Consider the following 21459-nt stretch of genomic DNA (forward strand, 5'->3'; position numbering starts at 1 on the left):
ATAGGGCAAGGCAGCTCGCAGATAAAAACTAAGGTTTCGCCTTAAACATGCCTTCAATCCGCGCTAACAAATTACTCGCACTATAATAATCCAACCGGAATGTATCATAGCCCGCAGCATAAACTCGGTTGTGTTCAATTGCCGGGATGTGAGCTAAAAATTTGTTGTTTTTCAATGCGTCCACCGCCGGTTGATCACCGGAAAACAGCAAAATGGTCTCGCCGTTAAGACCTTCAGCCAGCTTCTCTCCGCCGAGTTGGATGATATCCTTGCGGTGCCCCATGCTGGTATTACCTTTCACGGCAGTAGGGACTTGCGCCAGTGTGAAGCCTAGCTCCTGCAACAATTTTCCCTGTGCTGAATTCTCTGTCCACAAATTGGCTGTGCTCCCTGCCGCCTGATAGACAAATGCAGAGGTGGGTTGCGGTGGTAGCGTAATATTCTGTTTAACCTCACTAATCCGATCAGTGAATTTATCAATCACCTGTTGAGCATCGGCTTCATGTCCTGTTGCTTGCCCCAGCACGATAGCCAGCTCTTGCCAGCTCTTGTCATCGTAATTAATCACCAATGTGGGCGCGATGACCGATAACTGCTCGTACAGCTTCAGCGCTGAATCCCCGCCAGTGGCAGAGATGATGATAAGGTCTGGATCCATACCCGCAACAGCTTCTGCATTTGGTTCTGTCTGGTAGATTGGCACCAACTTTTTCGCTTGTGCAACATCTGACCATTGTGTAAAGAAGCCTTGATTATCTGCCACGGTGGTATTGGGCGCCGTGGCTCCCGTAGCTATCACGGGCGCATTAATGGCCAATAGGGTGCCGGTGATGGTGATACTGGTAGACACAATACGTTTTGGCTGATGTGTCAGTGTCACCGGGCCTTTTGTCGTTTCTACTGTGCGCGACCATGCGGAGGTATTTTCACTGGCTGATGAAGGGGCTTGCTGGCCTGTTGTTTCTTCAGCCGGTTTACAGCCGAACAAGAAGAAAATAAGGCTCACAATCCCCAGTCCAGCCAATACTGAACGGAATTCTTTGCCCTGAATGTGATGGATGCCAAGGGACATAATGGTGTTTTCTCTTTCTGTTTTAAGACGCAACGTTAAGGATGTTATACCGGTCAATATCGGCCTTGAATTGATTGACACTGTGGGTATCGCGTCATAATTTATCACGTCAAAGTGGAGTGATAGTCATTATTATTAAGATAACTATTTACATCAATACTAAGTTAGCGCCATCTGACCTGATATTGAGTGACAAGGGAAATATCTGCCGATAATTGTGCTTTAGGCAAAATTATCTCATTTATTGTCAATTTTGCTCAGTTATCCTCATTTGTTTGGCTTTTGCCAGAGCATTGGTTAATCGACCAGATACCCTCTACCTTGATGAAGCAACCAGCAATTTGGATACCACAACCGCCAGACAGTTATTGTCGCTGCTAAAAGAGTATCTTCCTCACTGTACGCTGGTTGCCATCACTCACCAGAACGGGCTGGATGATCTTTTCGAGTATCAACATAATTTAAGTCAATTTAGGCAACCACTTGGTGCCATCCCTACGACAAATTAAGGTATATCAGGCCAGTGAGCAAAGAAAGTCACTGGCTATTTTTCTCTTAGACATAGCCAGTGTGGCGTAATGTATTTTCCCCTTGTGTAATGCATAAAATAGTTATTTCCTTCGTTGTACTTTCATTTTCAAAAAAAGACAAAATTGCCAAAACAAATAAATAGATAAATTCTGCTGAATATCATGCCAGATTGTTTGATATGAATTTTTGTTAGTATTTTATTTATCTCGCCTAATCTTATTTAATAGAGTGTTTAATTCTACTGACTTAAAATTAGTGAATAGTATTGCTGAAAATAAATTAATTAATCAGCTTATAGTTATAACAGTTAATAGACATGTCAATGTTGTATTTATATTCAAAATAAACACATATTACTGAAGTAAATACTGAGGATTTCTCATCATTTTACGATCAAAAAAAGCGATCGTTATTTACATTTTAATAGGTAAAATCAATCAGTTGGTTATTATTGATCGGTCATCTTGATCTTTTGTATCGGTTTTATGCTATTTTAGTAATTAATCCTGATAATAAGACTTTTTTCTGCGGAAATTATCAGTGATAAACACCTTGAAATCTCAAGGAAATAAACTAAAAAATAAAACACAGGTGCATTCCCGTGAATTTTCTAAAACATATCACCATCAGGATGGCGTTATTATCTATTCTTGTTATATTTTTGTTGCTCTGGGGAGGCGTTTCTACCTTTACATTATATTCACTTAACCAATTAACACACTCCTTGCAGCAAAGCTCTAGCCAACAGAAAAACATTAATATTATTAACCGTGGTAATGATCAATATTTTCGGGTGGTCACACGCTTAAATCGTGCTGCCGCTTATCGCCAAAGTGGTGCCGTGGCTGATGCTGATCGCGAATTAGCTTCGGCGGGTGTCGCGCTTAAAAATACGCAAGAGGCTTTGGCGATGTTTAAACTTCAGCCCCATGAGGGTATGGACCCGCCATTAACGGATAAAACCATCGATAGCTGGTCAACATTATTAAATAAAGGGATTGAACCCATGTTTAAGGCGGTGAGTGATAATCGCTTTGAAGATTATAACAATCTGTTTAATAACAGTTACCCGCCATTGAGTCGTGAATTTGGTGCTGCAGTTGAGAAATATAATGCAACTGTTGATGCATCAACGGAAGCAGCCAGCTTGCGGGTTGAATTGTTAGTGGCTTGGTGCCAACGGGCACTGCTGGCTGCATTAATTGCGGGTGTCATTATTCTTTTCTTAACTGACCGCTATATCGTCAGCTATTTGGTGCACCCACTCGATGCGATTAAATTACACTTTAAGCGTTTGGCAGAAGGGCAATTAGGCCGCCCAATGGCCGAGTTTGGGCGTAACTGTGTTGGACAATTGATCCCCTATTTACGCGAAATGCAAAATAGCTTAGTGAACACGGTATCGACTATTCGTAATAGTACCGATGCGATTTATACCGGCGCAGGTGAAATTGCAGCAGGTAATGCTGACCTCTCTTCGCGTACTGAGCAACAAGCTGCGGCACTGGAAGAAACAGCTGCCAGCATGGAACAGTTGAATGCAACAGTAAAACAGAATGCGGAGAATGCCCATCAGGCCAGTAAGTTGGCAGAGAATGCTTCGACCACCGCACAAAATGGTGGGCGTATTGTTAGTGATGTGGTCGCGACCATGAGCAGTATTACCGAAAGTTCGCGCCGCATTGCCGATATCATTGGTGTGATCAACAGCATTGCTTTCCAGACAAATATTCTGGCATTAAACGCCGCAGTTGAAGCCGCTCGGGCAGGTGAGCAAGGCCGCGGTTTTGCCGTTGTCGCCAGCGAAGTGCGCAATTTGGCTCAACGCAGTGCACAGGCCGCTAAAGAAATTGAGGGGCTTATCAGTGAATCGGTATCTCGGGTCAATATAGGGTCTAAGCAAGTCTCTGAAGCGGGGGATACGATGAACAGTATTGTTCAGGCTGTGACAAATGTGACTGATATTATGGGGGAGATCGCCTCGGCGTCTGATGAGCAAAGCCGTGGAATTGGCCAAATTGGTCAAGCTGTTGCCGAGATGGATGGTGTGACACAGCAAAATGCCTCTTTAGTACAAGAGTCCGCTGCTGCTGCAGCTTCACTTGAAGAGCAGGCTCGCCAACTTACTGAGGCCGTTGCTGTTTTTAATCTGTCGGATAACGCGAGATCTGCATAATAGTGATTGAAATTAAGCCATAGAATTTACAGAAATTATTGTTAAAATAAATAATATCAGTGAGCCACCTGATTGTGCTGAATGTTTAGTACAATTGGGTGGCTTTTTATTATCTGTTAAAGATTTTTGATCCTAAAAAAGATATAGTAAGCACGCTTTAAATTATCTCATTAATAATAAAAAACATATTTTTCATCGGGTTAAATAATGAATATGTCTTATCGTCGCGGTATTTTCTTTCTGTTGATGATGATTATCTCATCATCATCTTTTGCTATTAACTGCCAACGTGCCGCGACACCAGTTGAGTACACGGTGTGTAGCGATGAGGATCTACACTGGCTGGATCAGACATTCAGCGATATTTATCAAGCCATGTTAGTAAAATATGACACTGAAACTGTTTATCAACAGCGTCGGGCATGGGAAAAAGCCCTGAATAGCTGTACCAGTGATAGTTGTATCCAACGAGCTTATTTCCAAGGCATCGCTTCTATGTCTGATATCGACAAAAATTTCAACTGGGGTGGCCAGTGGTGGAATGTCACGAAAGGCAATGATCGCGGCGGTGTAATTAAAATCAATCGGGTTACAGATTGGGGATTTAGTATTGATAGTCGTGCCTGGTCGGGCGAAAATTCCGGTAATTTCAGAGCAGAAGCACGGAAAGTTGAAGGGTTAGCAGTAATTGATGTTATTGAAAACACAACTAATTGCCGCTTACTATTGATTCCGATAAAAGACGGTTCCATGCAAGTACACAGCAATGGTAGCTGGGGGTGTCGTATTTCGATGCCAAAAGATGTTTTTATTGATGGTCAATATGTAAGAGCAGAAAAAGATCCCCGCGAAACGCCAAGTCTACTCTCTATCGGTATTTTCACTGATGCAGCCGTCGATAAAGAGTTCCGTCATTTAGTGGGTGAAAATTATGACCAATTTGTTGCCTCAGCCAACGTCTATATTTATAGCCATGATCTCGATAACCGGGGTGCAAAAGTATTATCTACCTGGGTTAGAGGGGCCGCAAATAAGCGGGCATCAATCATAATGTATAATCGCACCGGCCAAATATGGGCCGCCTTCGTCGCACCAGAAAAGAACGGCAACCTGCGTATTCACTATTTTACTAATGTGCCTGAAGATAAAGAGAAAAGGCCGAAGACGATTAGTGAGTGGCAGCAGACGTTTATTGATAATTAAATCCTGCGTCCTTGAAGTTGCAGGGTTGTTAGCTGCTCTCACGCACCCGAATCACTGACTTGAGTCAGCTCATCGGGACTTGCTCGTTTGCTGCCTACCTGCAACACCAATGACTTTGGATTCCATCCTGCGACATGAAGTTGCAGGGTTGTTAGCTGCTCTCACGCGCCCGAATCACTGACTTGAGTCAGCTCATCGGGACTTGCTCGTTTGCTGCCTACCTGCAACACCAATGACTTTGGATTCCATCCTGCGACATGAAGTTGCAGGGTTGTTAGCTGTTCTCACGCACCCGAATCACTGACTTGAGTCAGCTCATCGGGACTTGCTCGTTTGTTCAGTTCTTCCATGGGAGTCACCATCTTTGGGATGGTGGCTTTTATTCCAGTGTACCAATCACATTTAGTGCCATATCATCAGGTACTTCGTTATAAGACAGCACATTTAGTCCATTACAGAATAACCGAGCATAACGCGCTATCAATGGCCGTAGTTGTGGTGTTACCAGTAAAATAGGGGGATGATTCTCTGCTTTCATTTGCTCTTTAATGACGGGCATATTTTGTTGTAGCTGGGTTAGGATATTAGGGTCGACAGGGAAATTATCTAAAACCACTTTCCCTGCTTGTTGCGCCTGATTCAATGATCCCAGCAACATATTCTCTAGTTCATTATTAATGGTATAAACCGCCAGATTTTTATCATCACCATTCATGCTATTAACGATCCCGGTTCGCAATGCGTAACGCACATCAGAAGTTAATAAGAGTGAGTCCTTGGTGATATTCGCACTGTCCAATAACGTAGTTGCAATGGTCACGATATCCTTTAGGGAGACATTCTCGGTTAATAATTGGCGATACACTTTCAATAACTGGCTAAAATTAAGCGCAGTGGTCAAGTCTTCAGCCAACCTAGGGGATAATGACTCAAGGCGTTGGTGTAATTGCGTTATGTCATCATAGTTAAACAACACCGGTAAATGGTCCCGCACGACTTTATTAACATGTGTGGCAACCACACTGGCACAATCAACGATTTGGTAACCGAAGTTTAGGGCGCTCGTTTTATCTTGTGGCTCAATCCACACGACCGCCAGACCATAAGTTGGATCTATCGCCAAAATGCCATCCACTTCACCATACTGTTCTGAGGTCGGTATAGCCATCAGCTTATCAATATGAACTTCCCCTCCGGCGACTTTAATACCATTCACATTGATCGTGTACTGAGAGGGCTTTAAGCGAAAATTTTCTCGCACTTTAACTTCTGGTAATAAAATTCCGCAAGTCTCTGAAATAATTTGCCGCACACCGCGTAGACGTTGAATCAGAGGACGACCTTTTGCTTCATCGACCAATGTCACTAATTTATAACCAAGATTAAGGCCGATAGGTTCGACGACAGGAATATTATCCCAATTGATGTTCAGCGAATTATCATCAGAGATGGCTTGGTTGAGGGCCGTAAGATCGGGTTCAACATCCGCTTGCTGTATTTTTTTACTTTGCTGACGAGCGGCGAACAGGAGTAATCCGGTGAAGCTGAGAAAGGCGAGATGGGGCATCCCCGGTACAATGGCGAGAATGAACATCACGAATGCCGCAGCATACAAAATGGTAGGTTTAGCCAGCAACTGATCTTTAATTTCATCAGTCATGTCACCACCATCACTGACTCGGGTGACAATGATTGCTGCCGCAGTGGCTAATAATAATGACGGAATTTGTGCAACCAAGCCGTCACCGATGGTGAGTAATACATATTGCTGGAATGATTGACTGGCACTCAGATCATATTTAAAAATACCAATACAAATACCGCCAATAACGTTGATCACCAAAATCATAATACCGGCGATAGCATCACCACGAACAAACTTGGATGCACCATCCATTGCACCATAGAAATCGGCTTCGCTGGCAACTTCTTTACGGCGTAGACGTGCTTGCTCTTGATTGATTAACCCTGCATTAAGATCGGCATCAATCGCCATCTGTTTGCCGGGTAATGCGTCTAGCGTAAAACGTGCAGAGACTTCAGAAATTCGCTCGGCACCTTTTGTCACAACCACAAAGTTGATAATCATGAGGATAATAAAGACGACAAAACCCACCACGAAATTGCCGCCAATGACCACCTGACCAAAAGCCTCAATCACTTTACCTGCTGCCCCCGGCCCTTCATGCCCATCGAGCAATACCACGCGAGTTGAGGCCACATTCAGTGTTAAGCGAAGCAAGGTCGCAATTAGCAATAGGGTTGGGAATACTGCAAAATCAAGTGGCCGTTGACTATTGACGCTGACCAATAAAACTAATACAGCCAAAACGATATTAAAGGTAAATAAAATATCCAATACGATTGGCGACAATGGCAAAATAACCATTGCTAGCACACAGAGCAATAATATTGGAACAGTGATATGTATCTCTTTTAATGTATGTGCAAGATTATTTAGTTTATTTTTCATCATGGAATTTCTGCATCTCTTTGGGAATACCAAGGTGGGTATTTAACACCGGCTTATTGGCCTGCCCGGAACGCCAAGACTTGACCTGCATAACATAGGTTAGTACCTGCGCTATTGCGCGATAAAGCTGGGCGGGAACCTGTTGATTAACCTTGGTTGTATGGTAAATAGCACGTGCTAAAGGAGGGAATTCAACAATTTCAACATCATGATTTTTAGCGACATTTCGGATATATAGCGCAATGTCATCCTTCCCTTTTGCGACAATATAGGGCGCGCTCGCTTTCTCTGGGGCGTATTTTAATGCAACTGAGAAATGCGTTGGGTTAGTAATAATAACGTCAGCACTAGGCACTGATTTGTTAATTTGCCCCATTGCAAATTGCCGCTGTAATTGACGGACCCTAGCTTTAATTTCTGGATTACCATCATTACTTTTGTGTTCTTGTTTGACCTCCTGTTTGGTCATTTTCATTTTCTTGGTGAAGAGATATGTGCTGAGGGGAATATCTATTGCGGCAAAGATCACAATGATGGTGATGAAATACACTAAAACACCGTGATATAGGATAAAACCTTCAGTAATTGCTTCCTGCAATGGCAATGCCTGTAAGCGTAATAAATCAGCCAGTGAGTTATTAACCACCAGATATAGGGTGTAAAGTACAATGCTGCATTTCGCCAACATCTTTAGTACTTCAGTGCCGTTACTAGCAGAAAATATTTTTTTAATACCGGCCAATGGGCTGAGTTTTTTAAAATCAGGTAGCAATTTTACAGGGGTGAAATTCCAACCACCGGGTATTAACGTTGCCAATATACTGACCAGCGGAATGGGGACCAACGTAGCCAGAAATTTGCTAAAGATAAGCAAATTAGTCCGCAATAATTGCTCGAGTGCCATGGGGTCATTCGTTCTCCCCGCCATGCGGCCAACGGCCAAAAATGACTCACTAATCAGCTCTTTGTAATAGGGCAGAAACAATGTCAGAGTGATCAAGGATGTCACCAAACCCGCAGCCATGGTGACATCTTTCGACCGCGGAATATCCCCTTTCTTTCTGGCTTTTATCAGTTTTCCCGAGGTGGGTTTTTCACTTTTCTCTCCGCTACTGGCAGACATTAGCGCACCTTCATCCGTTCAAGTTGCACCAAGATCTCGTTGGTCAAATTGAGATAGTGGTCCGGCACATTAATTGCCAATAGCAGCAAGCAGAGCAAGCCGAATAACATGCCGATTGGAAATCCGAGAGAGAAAAGGTTAAGTGTTGGAGATATGCGATTGAGTAGGCCAAAAGAGCCTTGAACAATCAGCATGATAAAGGTTGTCGGCAATGCCAGCAGTGTGGCGGATGACACTATCCAACCCAGACTTAGTGCCAGTGAACGTAGTGAAAAATCATTAATTGCTTCACCTATCGGCCAACTGACAAAACTTTTGTACAGAATGGTGACGAATAACAAATGCCCATCCAGAGTGAAAAAGATCAGTGCACCGAAGACAAAAATAATCTGCGAAATCACGGTAGTAGAGGCACCACTGGTGGGATCATTCATCACTGCCATACCCAAACCCATATTCATAGATAAAATCTGACCCGCGCCCTGTAATGCGACGAAAACCAATTGCAGCATTGAGCCAAATAACCAGCCCCACAGAATTTGTTCTCCGACCAACAAGAGTGAATTCATTGACAGCAACTCATTGATAATCATCGGTTGATTGAGCATCGGGGTTATCAGCATCGCGAGCAGCAAGGCTGTGCCAATTTTCGCTTTACGCGTAAAGGCTCGATGTTGCATAACTGGGCAAAAATGCAAAAACGACAAAATCCGCACAAAGGGTAACCAGAGTGCGAATAGCGGTGCTGTTAGTGTTTGGATATCAATTCCCATCGCGGTTTATCCCACCAACTGTGCAGCTTGGTGGAAGATACTGACGGTAAAGTCACTCAGTTTGGTGAGCATCCATTTCCCTGCAAAAATCAGAACTAGCATGGTCATCACTAGCCGTGGTAGAAAGCTGAGAGTTTGCTCATTAATCTGTGTGGTGGCCTGAAAGATGCTGACCAGTAAGCCCGTCAGTAAGCTGGGAATAATGGCAACGATGGAAATAATCAAGACCAGATACAACCCTGCTGCAATGATGTCTCCGGCAATATCTGTAGTCATCATGCTATAGCCCCTGAACGCTGGCGGTCAGCGTACCGACGATCAATGTCCAGCCATCGCATAAGACAAACAACATCAATTTGAATGGCAGTGAAACAATGAGTGGCGACAACATCATCATGCCCATCGCCATTAAAATACTGGCGACAATCAGGTCGATGACCAAAAACGGAATGTAGATCATAAAGCCAATCTGGAAAGCGGTTTTCAGCTCACTGAGAATGTAGGCTGGGGTGACCACCGTCAGATCCTGCAACTGGGGTTCACCCGTGACTTGAGCGATATCCATCATCTGTTCCAACGAGCTAGTGCTGGTTTGTGCCAGCATGTAATTCTTGAGTGGAACTTCGGCTCGGCTTAGTGCCTGCGGTAATGTAATTTCGTCATTTTGGAAAGGGATAACGGCGTCTTGATGGATTTTAGTCCATACCGGGCGCATCACCAGAAGGGTTAGAGCGAGCGCAATCCCTGTCAGCACTTTATTCGGCGGGCTTTGTTGCAATCCCAACGCCTGACGCAATATTGCCAACACGATAATAAAACGAGTGAAGCAGGTCATCATTAGCATCATGATGGGCAGCAAACCAAGCAGTGTCATCAAGATCAGGATTTCAATTTTGACGTTATAATCCTGACCGGCAGCCGTAGGGACCGTGCTAAATAGGGTAATTCCCCCGTCTTGCGCCAAAAGAAGGGGGGAATACAGCAGTCCACAAATAATCAGACCACAACTCAAGATGCTGGTAGTGGTGACGGGGAGGCGGCTTAAGATCATAAAGCGAGTTCACCCAAGCCTTGGCTGTTAAAACTGACAATACGCAAGCCGTACTTTTCATTAATAACCACGACTTCAGCCTGACCAAACATGATGCCATTGACTTTGATATCCAGCGGTTCACCCGCCAGCTTGTCCAATTCAATGACTGAATCATTATTCACCGTCATCAGTTCAGAAAGAGGGATATCTACCGAGGCGACCTCCAATGTCAGAGTGACAGGGATGCGACTGAACAGAGATATTTTGCGTTGCTGTTCATGCAGGCTGTTATCAATTACGGGTACTTCGGCGACTTCAATTGTCTGGGGAGCGAGAGTTGCGCTCTCCTCCAGTGAAAAGTTAAAGTCCATATCATTGCTGAGTTCGAGTGTTTGGTCAGTCATGGTTTATCTCATTAGTTTTGTCATTAAATTCAGATAAAAATAGCTTTCCGCGGCTTTCTGTCACCACAGCGCTAAATAAAGGCTCCGAGCCAATAAATACCGGGAAATTCTCAGGTAGTGCGGCGGGAATAATATCGCCTTCTTTTAAGTTCATTAGTTCAGCAAAAGTTAGTTCGCTGCAACTTAATTGGCTTGTTAGCCGAACAGGTAGTTTTTTTATTAACAAATCAAATTGTTTCACTGATAAGCTTTGCGCTTTTTTCTTCTCTTCTTGATATTCTTTTTTTAATGTATTGAGTAACCTATCAACATGAGGTAGGTCAATCAGTAATGTGAAACCACATTGCTCATATCCCTTTAGCCAAAAATCCATACGGTATGACCAATACACAATAGGATGAGCATTATTGTTTTTTATGACCAGTGGTTCACCGAAAGTTGGTTGGTTAAGAATAAGTTCTGCAATCTCAATACTAAGTTTGTTTTTTAACCTTTCTTCTGTCTGCGTTATGGGTGAACTTTGTATGCTTGAAGTAATGTTTTTTTCTTTAGTCAACCCATAGTAATCATTGAGGATATTGAGCAGGAGTGTCCGATCAATATCAAAGGCGATATCACCCATTTGGCTACTGAGTATCTTTGCATTCTTATACTGACAGTCGGTTTCGAATTTAATATCTAATAAACTGATATTAATGCGATATTTTTTTAAAAAATAGAGACTAATGTTATTTTCAATAACAGCAAAGTAGTCACCCACTATCTTGGGTATTTTATGATATGGACGACCTAGTTTATTAATGTCTAATGTCATCACTTTGGGGAGCGAGTCCTTGTTATGAACCTTTGCTTTAGCTTTGTTTTGCTGCATGGTTTATCCAAAATCAGAGTCAGGCTAATTTTCCTCATTTCCACCAATAGGGGTGATGAGTGAGATAGTTTTAATACCAGTAAGTCACTTTTATTGCCGAACAATAGGCTTCCATACCCATTAGTATTTATTTGAATAAAGAGTGGAGAATATATTAATGCATCCTATTCTGTGTATTTGTTGCTTAAGTTTTATCGGTGCTAATTAAACCAGTCATTACAATTCAATACAATAGTGAATACTTTATTAATTTATTTGTTTTTTATTTACAAAACAAGTAGATAAATCATTAATTGATTGATTTGTATGGGTTAATTTTTTTAATTTTTATTTAATTACTTTATTTACAATAGGGTGTTTATAGTCTCGTTCTCAATGATTTACGCCATTGCTTTATGAACCGTTATTAATAATTCGCCGTGGTCTTCGTATTTTTATTTGTTAACCATTTAAGACTGTTTTTTTTGTGTCGTATTATTAATTATTGAGCGCATTTCATCCGCTTTACTGGAGAGGAAATACATTGTGATGAATATGACTGTAGATATGTTATCGAAGAGCGAACATGGTTTTGTCGCGAATGCTCCCTCCAGTGTGAGTGTATTCTCGCTAGCTCGTCGTGTTGCAGAGTTTAATGTTCCTGTATTAATTACGGGGGAAACAGGTACGGGGAAAGAGTGTGTGGCAAAATATATCCATCAGAAAGCCATGGGCGATAATTCACCGTATGTGGCCGTAAACTGTGCAGCGATTCCTGAGAGTATGCTGGAGGCCATTCTGTTCGGCTATGAAAAAGGTGCTTTTACAGGGGCGGTAGCCAGTGTCGCAGGTAAATTTGAACAGGCCAATGGTGGAACATTATTATTAGATGAAATTGGCGATATGCCATTGGCGCTGCAAGTTAAATTACTTCGAGTATTACAAGAGCAAGAAGTTGAGCGTTTGGGAAGTCATAAACGAATTCCACTCGACATCAGAATTATTGCTTCAACTAATAAAGATTTGAGTATTGAAATATCCGAAGGGCGTTTTCGTCAGGATCTTTATTATCGCTTGTCGGTTGTGCCTACCCATATATCACCTTTACGAGAAAGACCAGAAGATATTATGCCGCTGGTGATGGCGTTTTTTAATAAATATAAAAACTTTTTAGACGTAAAAATAAATATAACACCACACGCGCAAAGTCAGTTACAGGCATACCCTTGGCCGGGTAATGTTCGTGAGTTAGAAAATGTTATTCAGCGAGGGATTATTATGAGTAATAACGGGCTGATAGATACACCACATTTAGGTTTATCTACGGCACATGACTTTTCATCAGTAGAAAGTGAAACGCAAGCCAATAATCTGACATCGTCAGTTGTAAATTTTCAGCCGACCGATCATGGCAGCAATATTAAATTACGTGGTCGGTTGGCCCAGTATCAATATATTGTGGATTTACTAAAACGACATCAGGGAAATAAATCCAAGACCGCTGCATTTTTAGGTATTACTCCCCGCGCTTTGCGATATCGGCTGGCCAATATGCGTGAAGATGGTATCGACATCGAGTGTTACTCGTAAGAGGAAAAAAGATGGATAAGGTCGGCGCTATCAATATGCCACGTCTGCAATTGCCTGTGATGTTGGAAATGCAGCAGATGGCTGCTCAGGCAAGTCATCGCATTGAGTTTGGCACAGTCCCGCAGGTCAATGAGAGTCACTTATGGGGTCCGGAAAAGGACGTGAATTCCCCCTCTTTTTCCTCCGTATTCAACAGTGCGATTCGCAGCGTGGATAACTTACAACATGTGGCCAGCGATAAGCAGACCGCCATGGATATGGGCATCAGTGATGATTTAACCGGCACGATGTTAGCAAGTCAGAAAGCCAGTGTGGCTTTCTCCGCGATGGTGCAAGTGCGTAACAAGCTTACCTCTGCACTGGATGAAGTCATGAATACAGCGTTGTAGGGTAAATCGGTGTTAGAGAAAATTAAGCAAAAATTATCCTTCATCCCGTTGGGTAATCATCAAAAAAACATTCTCATGGGTGCTGTGGCCATTTTGGTCACTGGCGTCATTATTTTCAGCCTATGGCGTAATGCGCAGGGATATACCGCGCTGTTTGGTTCGCAGGAAAATATTCCCGTCGCGCAGATGATTGAAGTCTTGGATCGGGAGGCCATTGCCTATCGGATTAGCCCAGACAACGGTCAGGTACTCGTCTCTGAACATCAATTAGGCAAAGCGCGTATGTTGCTGGCTGCCAAAGGGATTACCGCGACGCTACCAGTGGGCTACGAATTAATGGATAAGGAAACAATGCTGGGGAGCAGCCAGTTTATCCAAAATGTTCGTTACAAACGCAGTCTGGAAGGGGAACTGGCGCAAAGCATCATGGCATTAAGTGCCGTGGACTATGCCCGCGTTCACTTAGGGATGAGTGAAGCCAGCTCTTTTGCTATCAGTAACCGCTCAGAAAGTAGTGCCTCGGTGGTGGTTCGGCTGAAGTATGGCCAGACTCTGAAAACAGAGCAGGTGGGGGCGATTGTCCAGTTGGTTGCGGGTAGCATTCCCGGTATGAAAGCGGCCAATGTTCGAGTGGTCGATCAACATGGTGAGCTGCTATCGCAAGCTTATCAGGCCCACAGTAATGGTATGCCAAGTGTGAAAAGTGGCGCTGAATTAGCCCATTACATACAAAGCACAACCGAGAAAAGCATTGCCAACCTGCTGAGTTCCGTAGTGGGTAGCAATAACTATCGCATCAGTGTGGCAACACAGCTTGATTTAAGCCGCATTGAAGAAACACTGGAGCGATTTGGCGCGGAACCGCGTATCAGTGATGAAAATATCCAGCAGGAAAATGGCACCGATGAACTGGCGATGGGAATACCGGGTTCTTTAAGTAATCAGCCGGCCGCGCAACAGCAAACTGGGGCTTCACCTACCATCAGCCGCAGTCAGGCCCAGCGTAAATACACCTATGACCGTGATATCCGCCATGTTCGCTATCCCGGCTTTAAGCTGGAGAAGATGACGGTGGCCGTTATCTTGAATAAATCGGCCCCGGCACTGGAAAAATGGTCACCGGAACAGATGAATGAATTAAAGCGTTTAATTGAAGATGCCGCCGGTATTGATGTTAAGCGTGGAGACTCTTTGACCCTGAATATGCTGGCATTTACTGCGCCGACTTTGATGGAAGATCCTGCCATTAAGTGGTGGCAAGACCCAACAACGTTCCGCTGGGCTGAGATTCTCGGTATCGGCTTGCTGTCTCTGCTGTTCTTATTATTTGGTCTGCGGCCATTAGTGAAGCGACTGACGCGTAAGGATGAGCAAGTTGTGGGTCTCATGCAGAGTGAGGAGGGGCAGAGCGCGGAGGCAATCAAGGGTACAGCCCCAAGTCTCAGTGAGTTAGAGCGGGCATTATCAGGCTCCTCATTCCAAGAGAATGACAATCTGCCGCCGCAAGGCTCTGGTTTAGAAACCAAAATTAGCCACTTACAACAATTGGCTCAGTCAGAAACTGAACGTGTCGCCGAAGTCATTAAACAATGGATTAATAATAATGAACGAATTAAACCCCAATCAGAATGATGACGCGATCGTCAGTGATACCCCCTCAGCGGCAGCCCCCATTCGCAGCCGTCTAGAGCAAGCCGGTATTTTGTTGCTGAGTATCGGTGAAGAAGCGGCGGCGATGGTGATGCAAAAGCTGAGTCGTGAAGAGGTGGTGTGTATCAGCCAGACGATGTCTCGTCTGCATGGGGTCAAGTTGAACCATGCGCGGCAGGCTCTGGATGATTTCTTTATTGATTATCGCGAACAAAGTGGAATTAACGGCGCATCGCGCAGTTATCTTCAGGGCATCTTGAATAAAGCCTTGGGCAGTGACATTGCCAAGAGTGTGATTAATGGCATTTACGGTGACGAAATTCGCCACCGTATGACGCGCTTGCAGTGGGTAGGCACACCACAACTGGCCGCACTGATTGAGCAGGAACATCTGCAATTGCAGGCCGTATTTTTAGCCTTTTTGCCGCCAGATGTTGCCGCCGAAGTGCTGGCCTATTTGGAAAAGGGCCGCCAGGACGATGTGCTATATCGCATTGCCAAACTTGATGATGTGAACCGTGATGTGGTGGATGAGCTGGATCGCCTGATTGAGCGCGGTGTTGCCGTGCTGTCAGAACACGGTTCTAAAGTGGTGGGGATAAAACAAGCCGCCAATATCGTCAATCGAATTCCGGGTAACCAGCAACAACTGCTGGAGCAATTAGGGGAGCGTGACGAAGAGGTCTTGAATGATCTCAAAGATGAAATGTATGAGTTCTTTATTCTGAGCCGTCAGAGTGAAGTGACTTTGCAGCGCTTGATGGATGATATACCGATGAGCGACTGGGCGATTGCCCTGAAAGGCACTGAGCCGGTGTTGCGCCAAGCTATCTATGACGTGCTGCCAAAACGCCAGATACAGCAATTGCAAAATGCCACAAACCGCATGGGGGCGGTGCCGGTGAGCCGGGTAGAGCATGTGCGCAAAGAAATTATGGTGCAGGTGCGTCAGTTGGCAGAAGCGGGCGAAATCCAAGTGCAATTGTTCGCTGAACAGACCATGGAGTAAGGCAATGCTAAAGAAAAATAGCCCTCGCGCCGGCGAAATGAGCGTGCGGGTGCATCAGTTTCCGCCTTTACGCCAGCATCGTCAAAACCCCCAGGCTGCTGAAGGGGGGATTATGGATCCGGCGGAATACCAAAAACAGCTCATGGAAGGATTCCAAGAGGGGGTGAGCCAAGGATTCAGTAAGGGCCTCGGCGATGGAAAAGAGGAGGGATATCAGGAAGGCGTCCGTTTGGGCTATGACGATGGTGTGCAAAAAGGAAAAGTGGAAGGGCGGCAGTTGGAGAGCTGCCGTTTTAATGAGGCGGTGGAGCCTTTCTCCCATTATGTCGCCAAAATGCGTGACTATTTACGGACCTATGAAAACCGCCGTCGTGATGAGTTGCTGCAATTGGTGGAGAAAGTCACTCGTCAGGTCATCCGCTGTGAACTGGCGTTGCAGCCAGCGCAGTTGCTGGCGCTCGTGGAAGAAGCCTTGGCGGCCCAGCCTGCCGTCCCGACTCAACTGAAAGTGTATTTGAACCCTACTGAGCTGGGTCGCATTAATGATGTTGCACCAGAGAAAGTCCAACAATGGGGTTTGGTTGCCGATGCAGATATGGTCAGCGGTGAGTGCCGAGTGGTAACAGACACCACGGAAATTGATGTGGGTTGCCAGCATCGTCTGGATCAATGTGTTGACGCATTGAAAAACAGCTTGCTGCCGGATCAAGAACATGGGTGAACTCGCAGCACTAGATAATGCCTTAAAATCTATTGATAACATTAACTTAGCCAGAGTTTCTGGCCGTTTAGTGCGAGTTAACGGCATTCTGCTGGAAAGTGTGGGGTGCCGTTTGGCTATTGGCCAACGTTGCCGTATTGAAAGTACGGCAGAAACGTTTATCGATGCCCAAGTGGTCGGTTTTGACCGGGAGGTCACCTACTTGATGCCCTTTAAACAACCCGATGGTTTGATGGGCGGATCGAGGGTCTTCCCTTGTGAGTTGGACGGCGAATTAATGATAGGTGACAGTTGGCTCGGGCGAGTTGTTAATGGTCTGGGCGAACCCATCGATGGCAAAGGGGCACTGAGTGGCGATACGCCCTTGGCGCCGCAATTGCCGCAAATTCATCCACTGCAACGCCAGCCAGTCAGTGCACCATTGGATGTCGGTGTTAAAGCCATCAATGGCCTGCTCACCATTGGAAAAGGGCAACGGGTGGGATTGATGGCTGGCAGCGGCGTAGGTAAAAGCATGCTGCTGGGCATGATGACGCGCTACACTCAGGCCGATGTCGTGGTGGTCGGGTTGATTGGCGAGCGTGGCCGAGAAGTGAAAGAGTTTATCGAACACTCATTGCAGGCCAGTGGTATGGCTAAGTCAGTGGTGATTGCTGCCCCGGCAGATGAGTCCCCGCTGATGCGGATTAAGGCCACTGAGTTGTGCCATTCCGTTGCCACTTATTATCGTGATAAAGGCCAAGACGTGTTACTGCTGGTGGACTCTCTGACCCGCTACGCCATGGCACAACGGGAGATCGCTCTGTCATTGGGGGAGCCTCCCGCAACCAAGGGCTACCCACCTTCTGCTTTCAGTATTATTCCCCGTCTGGCTGAAAGTGCAGGTAACAGCGATGGTGATGGCACCATGACCGCTATTTATACGGTCTTGGCGGAAGGCGACGATCAGCAGGATCCCATCGTCGATTGTGCCAGAGCGGTATTGGATGGTCACATTGTACTGACGCGAAAATTAGCAGAAGCCGGCCACTATCCTGCCATTGATATTGGCCAGTCCATCAGCCGCTGTATGAATCAAATATCGCCGCGTGAACAGATGCTCTCGGCGCGATTATTAAAACAGTGTTATGCCGATTACATGGAGATCAAGCCCTTGATCCCACTAGGAGGGTATGTGGCAGGTGCCGATCCTGCGGTGGATCGGGCGGTACAATCTTACCCAGCAATTATTGATTTTCTGCGCCAGGAAGTGAGCCAACCGGCATCACTTGCGACCACTCTTGAGCATCTGAATGTGCTATATCCGTGTAATGAAAAGGCATGCGAATGAATATGATCAAAATGCTGAAACAATTACAGCAGCTACGCCAACGGGCATTGAACCAAGCCAGTAGCCAACTGGCACAACAAAAGCAGCTTTGTCAGCGCTATCAGAGCAATATCAACGCACTGTCTTCATTAGCGAATTTGTCGTCAAATACCGAGACCAAGGTGGCGGCCTTACAAATGGTCAATAATGCGCACTATAAGCGGCATATTCAGCGTGTTATTGATTGGCAAAAGCAGGAGCAGGTTTTGGCGACGATGGAAGTTGGCAAGTTGCAAATCCAGTTACAACAGCAAGCCCACCAAGAAAAAACCGTGGCTATCGTGTTGGAGCAGCAGAAAGAACAGCACCAGTTGGAACAGGGGCGCAGTGAGCAAAAGGCCACAGATAGTCAAGCGGCACAATGCTGGCAACGGCGCAATACCGTAGAGAGATGACTCAATCGTTAAGCACTCAATTTGAGTGCTTTTTTTATGCTTATCGTCTATTTTATATGCCACTTGAATGTAACTTTATATTTTACACATTGTAACTATAAATGATACAGTCGACTCTGTCGAATGGAATGACGGAACAGAAAATGATTAAGTCTTTTCGGGATAAAAATTTAGAACTGTTCTACATGGAAAGTAAGCGAGATCGCGCAATACCGGCAACAATAGAACGTCAGTTAGCTAAAAAGCTTGATATGTTAGCTGCGGCACACAGCGAGCGAGATCTGTTTATCCCAACGAGTAATGACTACAAGCGTTTGTCTGGGCTTTTTGATGGTTGGTCCAGCATGAGAGTAAATATTCAGTGGCGGTTAATGTTTCAGTGGAAAGAGGGGTATGCTGAAAACATCTACTTTGATCCTCATCAAGACCCCTAGTAGGAGGATTTATGCTTGATACCACGACCCGTGAACCCACCACTGTGGGTGAGATTTTGCAGGAAGAGTTTTTGACTCCACTGGGGATCGGTCAGGAAGAATTGGCAGAGATCATGGGAGTTACCCGTGCTACCGTTAATCGGTTGTGCAAGGGGCGTCGTCGTTTAACGGTAGAAGAAGCGACGCTATTTTCTGAGCTTTTTGAGACAACACCCGAATTTTGGTTAAATCTTCAGGCAGCTCACGATCGTTGGGAAGCTCGTGAGGCACTCCAAAAACACAAACGCCCCCCGATGCGCCCTATTATGGAAATACTGGGGCGTCGCATCACACACGCTTAATCTTATTAAAGATAAAAACAGTCTCTGCCGCTATCAGAGCACTCAATTTGAGTGCTTTTTTATGCTCATTTTTAGATGAATTAAGCCAATAAAAAATCGCCTTAGTGAGAAAAACTAGGGCGATTCGTTGGGGGGGAATATCACATAATGTCACTGCGATAAAAGTGGATTGGAAACCGCTATAGTCAGGCATCAACCCGCATATAGAAAATCTGACTTTGTTTCTGTCAATGAAGACAAAATGTCCATCTGCATTGTCAGCAGCAGACCATTATGGTGATTCTGCTGGCGACAAGCATCGGCTCGAAGGCGTAAATCGGCCCATAATGCATAAGCGTGTTCACGATAGTGCGCTGGCAATTTGGAGATCAGCATATGCATACCCTCTTTATGAGCAGGTAGTTGCAACTTTTGCATTAATAACCGGCGTTCAGTGGATGTTTTGTCAATAATATCATATAGTTCTGTCAGATTTGTATTGAGCTGCTTCAGCGCTTGTGTATCATGACTAATCATGAATTCTCGCTGTTTGACAAGTAACTTCTCCAGGGCGATATAACGTTTGCGATCTTCCTGAATAGACACCAACAACTGCTGAATTCTTTGCTGTTTTATTGCCAGTGCAGTTTCCATCGTGGGGTCAGCTCCTGTGGAAATTGATTATTGCCTTGGCAATATCAGCGCTATTCAGTGTTACTTTGCCCGCTTGAATATCTGCTTTGGCCGCAGCCACTCTTTGACTGTCAATCTCTGGCATTGCCTGCAATTGGGCATGCAGTTCTGCGGTTGAGGCTGAATGCTGTGTGATGTCCGCAATTGCCTTAATCGGCACTATTGCTTGAATAGCGGGCGCATTCTCCGCTTTTGCCACCTGTGCCGCTACCATCATTTGTTGTCGATGTGTATTAATTTCCATATCTAATCACCTTATGGTCAGTTATCTCGCGGTGAGCAGAGCCGCCGCTGTTGCGTTGTGGGTTTTGGCCCACAACCTGATAGATATCTTGGTTATTAAGATAAAGCGTCACAGAGTGGTCAAAACTTAACTTGTCGTGATACCCAGCATTCTCACTTTACCAATGTCATCGACAATGGCACTGACTGTGCGTTTGCTGCTGAGGTTTCTGACTTTGATAAGCTCACCTTTACGGCCATTTTTCAGCGCTTCACCTAGCATGCGTGCTTCAATGCCATCTTGCTGCGCAATCATCAAGACATGCTGTCCGCGGGTGACCAGAACAGGTTGCTCTAACTGTGTTGCGGTCACGCTTTGTAGGCCACGGATACGCCGTTTGACAGTGAATCCGACAATGTCATCCGGGTTGGTGATATAGCCTCCCTGCGCCGTCGAAATATTCTTCTTCTTCAATTCAATATCACTGGGTGCCACCACTTTGCCGCGCTCAAGCGTATTTTTTGCTACCCAAACCGGCAGATAAATATCCGGTTTTACTGTGACAGCCAATTCCCAGCCCTGACCATCAGGGCAGCTAATGTCATAACGTAAACGCGATAAATCATGATGCCCATTCATGGGGGAAGCTACGCGAAGAGCACTTTGGCAAATCTTATAGCGGCTGACTTCTGCCGGAATAAAAATATTCATTTTTACGCTATAGCCCTGCCAATTTTTATTTTTGGCTGTTTGGCTAATTTCAGCACTGGCTGCCTGCAATACCTGCGCATGAACCTGTTTTCGAGCGTGGATTTCAGCGCTGTGAGCCACGTTCACTGACAGTGACATAAGGCCAATAAAGAGGGATATCCATCGGCGGCGGTGGCGGACAGAAAAGGTCGTTACCGAGAGGAAGTCTCGCTTCCTTTTTTGCGAGTTAAATGGTGAAAAAATGTTATTAATCATGATGTTATAAACCTGGCACGTTGTTTGCATTGTTGGGTGTGAATTCGTGCAGTAACAGCGTT

General features: G+C 45.0%; 22 protein-coding genes and 1 pseudogene. 12 read left to right on the forward strand and 11 right to left on the reverse strand.

All coding sequences use genetic code 11. From position 1 onward, the window contains the following. Nucleotides 1-28 precede the first annotated feature (28 nt). On the reverse strand, nt 29-1072 hold the full coding sequence (gene fepB, locus ACIOG0_RS02905; RefSeq protein ID WP_164908333.1) for a Fe2+-enterobactin ABC transporter substrate-binding protein: 1044 nt from the start codon (nt 1070-1072) through the stop codon (nt 29-31). A gap of 275 nt (nt 1073-1347) precedes the next feature. Between fepB and ACIOG0_RS02910 the strand changes: the two are divergent. The 3 genes and pseudogenes from ACIOG0_RS02910 to ACIOG0_RS02920 all read left to right on the forward strand — a co-directional run. After that, nucleotides 1348-1581 (forward strand): annotated as a pseudogene (locus tag ACIOG0_RS02910) (ABC transporter ATP-binding protein/permease); the annotation flags it as partial. Nucleotides 1582-2204: 623 nt separating this feature from the next. Then, nucleotides 2205-3779: a methyl-accepting chemotaxis protein gene (locus ACIOG0_RS02915; protein WP_050097824.1), complete on the forward strand. Its 1575-nt coding sequence runs from the start codon at nt 2205-2207 to the stop codon at nt 3777-3779. A 213-nt stretch (nt 3780-3992) separates the two neighbouring features. Further along, nucleotides 3993-4982, forward strand: a complete 990-nt coding sequence (locus tag ACIOG0_RS02920; protein ID WP_404705041.1) for a lysozyme inhibitor LprI family protein — start codon at nt 3993-3995, stop codon at nt 4980-4982. A gap of 379 nt (nt 4983-5361) precedes the next feature. On the opposite strand, the gene ACIOG0_RS02925 is transcribed toward ACIOG0_RS02920, so the two are convergent. Genes ACIOG0_RS02925 through ACIOG0_RS02955 form a run of 7 tightly spaced genes read right to left on the reverse strand, consistent with a single transcriptional unit; the run spans nt 5362 to nt 11659 of the window. Then, a complete protein-coding gene (locus ACIOG0_RS02925; protein WP_050097826.1) occupies nt 5362-7458 on the reverse strand; it encodes a flagellar biosynthesis protein FlhA in 2097 nt (698 codons plus the stop codon). Then, nucleotides 7445-8578 carry a flagellar type III secretion system protein FlhB gene (gene flhB / locus ACIOG0_RS02930; protein ID WP_050296189.1) on the reverse strand — a complete coding sequence of 378 codons (1134 nt, stop codon included), beginning with the start codon at nt 8576-8578 and terminating at the stop codon, nt 7445-7447. The genes ACIOG0_RS02925 and flhB overlap by 14 nt, the downstream gene beginning before the upstream one ends. Then, nucleotides 8578-9351 (reverse strand): flagellar biosynthetic protein FliR, encoded by a 774-nt coding sequence (locus ACIOG0_RS02935; RefSeq protein ID WP_050097828.1) that lies wholly within the window; start codon nt 9349-9351, stop codon nt 8578-8580. Before ACIOG0_RS02935 ends, flhB begins: the two co-directional genes overlap by 1 nt. A 6-nt stretch (nt 9352-9357) precedes the next feature. Beyond that, the gene (fliQ, locus tag ACIOG0_RS02940; RefSeq protein ID WP_050097829.1) at nt 9358-9630 is read right to left on the reverse strand and encodes a flagellar biosynthesis protein FliQ; all 273 of its coding nucleotides are present in this window, start codon (nt 9628-9630) and stop codon (nt 9358-9360) included. A gap of 1 nt (nt 9631) precedes the next feature. Further along, entirely contained in the window at nt 9632-10402 is a 771-nt protein-coding gene (gene fliP / locus ACIOG0_RS02945; RefSeq protein WP_050097830.1) for a flagellar type III secretion system pore protein FliP, read from the reverse strand. After that, a complete protein-coding gene (gene fliN / locus ACIOG0_RS02950; protein ID WP_050097831.1) occupies nt 10399-10788 on the reverse strand; it encodes a flagellar motor switch protein FliN in 390 nt (129 codons plus the stop codon). The genes fliP and fliN overlap by 4 nt, the downstream gene beginning before the upstream one ends. Continuing rightward, on the reverse strand, nt 10781-11659 hold the full coding sequence (locus tag ACIOG0_RS02955; RefSeq protein ID WP_050097832.1) for a FliM/FliN family flagellar motor switch protein: 879 nt from the start codon (nt 11657-11659) through the stop codon (nt 10781-10783). The genes fliN and ACIOG0_RS02955 overlap by 8 nt, the downstream gene beginning before the upstream one ends. Before the next feature lie 525 nt (nt 11660-12184). Between ACIOG0_RS02955 and ACIOG0_RS02960 the strand changes: the two genes are divergently transcribed. The 9 genes from ACIOG0_RS02960 (at nt 12185) to ACIOG0_RS03000 (ending at nt 19536) form a co-directional block, all read left to right on the forward strand. Beyond that, complete coding sequence (locus ACIOG0_RS02960; protein WP_404704928.1) at nt 12185-13228, forward strand: sigma-54 interaction domain-containing protein; 1044 nt, start codon at nt 12185-12187, stop codon at nt 13226-13228. Between the two features lie 11 nt (nt 13229-13239). Continuing rightward, entirely contained in the window at nt 13240-13617 is a 378-nt protein-coding gene (locus tag ACIOG0_RS02965) for a flagellar hook-basal body complex protein FliE (protein WP_050097834.1), read from the forward strand. Nucleotides 13618-13626: 9 nt separating this feature from the next. Next, nucleotides 13627-15249: a flagellar basal-body MS-ring/collar protein FliF gene (fliF, locus tag ACIOG0_RS02970; RefSeq protein WP_128451231.1), complete on the forward strand. Its 1623-nt coding sequence runs from the start codon at nt 13627-13629 to the stop codon at nt 15247-15249. Next, complete coding sequence (locus tag ACIOG0_RS02975; protein ID WP_050097836.1) at nt 15221-16276, forward strand: flagellar motor switch protein FliG; 1056 nt, start codon at nt 15221-15223, stop codon at nt 16274-16276. The genes fliF and ACIOG0_RS02975 overlap by 29 nt, the downstream gene beginning before the upstream one ends. 4 nt (nt 16277-16280) lie before the next feature. Then, nucleotides 16281-16997 (forward strand): flagellar assembly protein FliH, encoded by a 717-nt coding sequence (gene fliH, locus ACIOG0_RS02980; protein WP_050296185.1) that lies wholly within the window; start codon nt 16281-16283, stop codon nt 16995-16997. Beyond that, the gene (fliI, locus tag ACIOG0_RS02985) at nt 16990-18327 is read left to right on the forward strand and encodes a flagellar protein export ATPase FliI (RefSeq protein WP_050097838.1); all 1338 of its coding nucleotides are present in this window, start codon (nt 16990-16992) and stop codon (nt 18325-18327) included. Before fliH ends, fliI begins: the two co-directional genes overlap by 8 nt. Before the next feature lie 11 nt (nt 18328-18338). Further along, nucleotides 18339-18761: a flagellar export protein FliJ gene (gene fliJ / locus ACIOG0_RS02990; RefSeq protein ID WP_235895335.1), complete on the forward strand. Its 423-nt coding sequence runs from the start codon at nt 18339-18341 to the stop codon at nt 18759-18761. 143 nt (nt 18762-18904) lie between these two features. After that, a complete protein-coding gene (locus tag ACIOG0_RS02995) occupies nt 18905-19195 on the forward strand; it encodes a type II toxin-antitoxin system RelE/ParE family toxin (protein ID WP_050097839.1) in 291 nt (96 codons plus the stop codon). A gap of 11 nt (nt 19196-19206) precedes the next feature. Continuing rightward, on the forward strand, nt 19207-19536 hold the full coding sequence (locus tag ACIOG0_RS03000) for a HigA family addiction module antitoxin (RefSeq protein WP_050097840.1): 330 nt from the start codon (nt 19207-19209) through the stop codon (nt 19534-19536). Nucleotides 19537-19728: 192 nt separating this feature from the next. On the opposite strand, the gene flgN is transcribed toward ACIOG0_RS03000, so the two are convergent. The 3 genes from flgN to flgA all read right to left on the reverse strand — a co-directional run bounded on the left by flgN (nt 19729) and on the right by flgA (nt 21427). Next, nucleotides 19729-20169 (reverse strand): flagellar protein FlgN, encoded by a 441-nt coding sequence (gene flgN, locus ACIOG0_RS03005; RefSeq protein ID WP_128451232.1) that lies wholly within the window; start codon nt 20167-20169, stop codon nt 19729-19731. Nucleotides 20170-20176: 7 nt separating this feature from the next. Continuing rightward, nucleotides 20177-20452, reverse strand: coding sequence for a flagellar biosynthesis anti-sigma factor FlgM (flgM, locus tag ACIOG0_RS03010; RefSeq protein ID WP_050097842.1), 276 nt, complete (start codon nt 20450-20452; stop codon nt 20177-20179). Between the two features lie 126 nt (nt 20453-20578). Then, nucleotides 20579-21427: a flagellar basal body P-ring formation chaperone FlgA gene (gene flgA / locus ACIOG0_RS03015; RefSeq protein ID WP_128451233.1), complete on the reverse strand. Its 849-nt coding sequence runs from the start codon at nt 21425-21427 to the stop codon at nt 20579-20581. Nucleotides 21428-21459: the final 32 nt, after the last annotated feature.

The sequence above is a fragment of the Yersinia vastinensis genome (assembly GCF_044905075.1).
In the GTDB taxonomy this organism is placed as follows: domain Bacteria; phylum Pseudomonadota; class Gammaproteobacteria; order Enterobacterales; family Enterobacteriaceae; genus Yersinia; species Yersinia vastinensis.

What these genes read in the sequence shown, in the direction of transcription:
- flgA (WP_128451233.1), bottom strand. Translation starts at nt 21,427, where the DNA reads ATGCAAACAACGTGCCAGGTTTATAACATCATGATTAATAACATTTTT.
- fliN (WP_050097831.1), bottom strand. Translation starts at nt 10,788, where the DNA reads ATGACTGACCAAACACTCGAACTCAGCAATGATATGGACTTTAACTTT.
- ACIOG0_RS02935 (WP_050097828.1), bottom strand. Translation starts at nt 9,351, where the DNA reads ATGGGAATTGATATCCAAACACTAACAGCACCGCTATTCGCACTCTGG.
- ACIOG0_RS02975 (WP_050097836.1), top strand. Translation starts at nt 15,221, where the DNA reads ATGAACGAATTAAACCCCAATCAGAATGATGACGCGATCGTCAGTGAT.
- ACIOG0_RS02995 (WP_050097839.1), top strand. Translation starts at nt 18,905, where the DNA reads ATGATTAAGTCTTTTCGGGATAAAAATTTAGAACTGTTCTACATGGAA.
- ACIOG0_RS02925 (WP_050097826.1), bottom strand. Translation starts at nt 7,458, where the DNA reads ATGATGAAAAATAAACTAAATAATCTTGCACATACATTAAAAGAGATA.
- ACIOG0_RS02965 (WP_050097834.1), top strand. Translation starts at nt 13,240, where the DNA reads ATGGATAAGGTCGGCGCTATCAATATGCCACGTCTGCAATTGCCTGTG.
- fliP (WP_050097830.1), bottom strand. Translation starts at nt 10,402, where the DNA reads ATGATCTTAAGCCGCCTCCCCGTCACCACTACCAGCATCTTGAGTTGT.
- fliI (WP_050097838.1), top strand. Translation starts at nt 16,990, where the DNA reads ATGGGTGAACTCGCAGCACTAGATAATGCCTTAAAATCTATTGATAAC.
- ACIOG0_RS02920 (WP_404705041.1), top strand. Translation starts at nt 3,993, where the DNA reads ATGTCTTATCGTCGCGGTATTTTCTTTCTGTTGATGATGATTATCTCA.
- flgN (WP_128451232.1), bottom strand. Translation starts at nt 20,169, where the DNA reads ATGGAAACTGCACTGGCAATAAAACAGCAAAGAATTCAGCAGTTGTTG.
- fepB (WP_164908333.1), bottom strand. Translation starts at nt 1,072, where the DNA reads ATGTCCCTTGGCATCCATCACATTCAGGGCAAAGAATTCCGTTCAGTA.
- flgM (WP_050097842.1), bottom strand. Translation starts at nt 20,452, where the DNA reads ATGGAAATTAATACACATCGACAACAAATGATGGTAGCGGCACAGGTG.
- flhB (WP_050296189.1), bottom strand. Translation starts at nt 8,578, where the DNA reads ATGTCTGCCAGTAGCGGAGAGAAAAGTGAAAAACCCACCTCGGGAAAA.
- fliH (WP_050296185.1), top strand. Translation starts at nt 16,281, where the DNA reads ATGCTAAAGAAAAATAGCCCTCGCGCCGGCGAAATGAGCGTGCGGGTG.
- fliJ (WP_235895335.1), top strand. Translation starts at nt 18,339, where the DNA reads ATGCTGAAACAATTACAGCAGCTACGCCAACGGGCATTGAACCAAGCC.
- fliQ (WP_050097829.1), bottom strand. Translation starts at nt 9,630, where the DNA reads ATGATGACTACAGATATTGCCGGAGACATCATTGCAGCAGGGTTGTAT.
- ACIOG0_RS02955 (WP_050097832.1), bottom strand. Translation starts at nt 11,659, where the DNA reads ATGCAGCAAAACAAAGCTAAAGCAAAGGTTCATAACAAGGACTCGCTC.
- ACIOG0_RS03000 (WP_050097840.1), top strand. Translation starts at nt 19,207, where the DNA reads ATGCTTGATACCACGACCCGTGAACCCACCACTGTGGGTGAGATTTTG.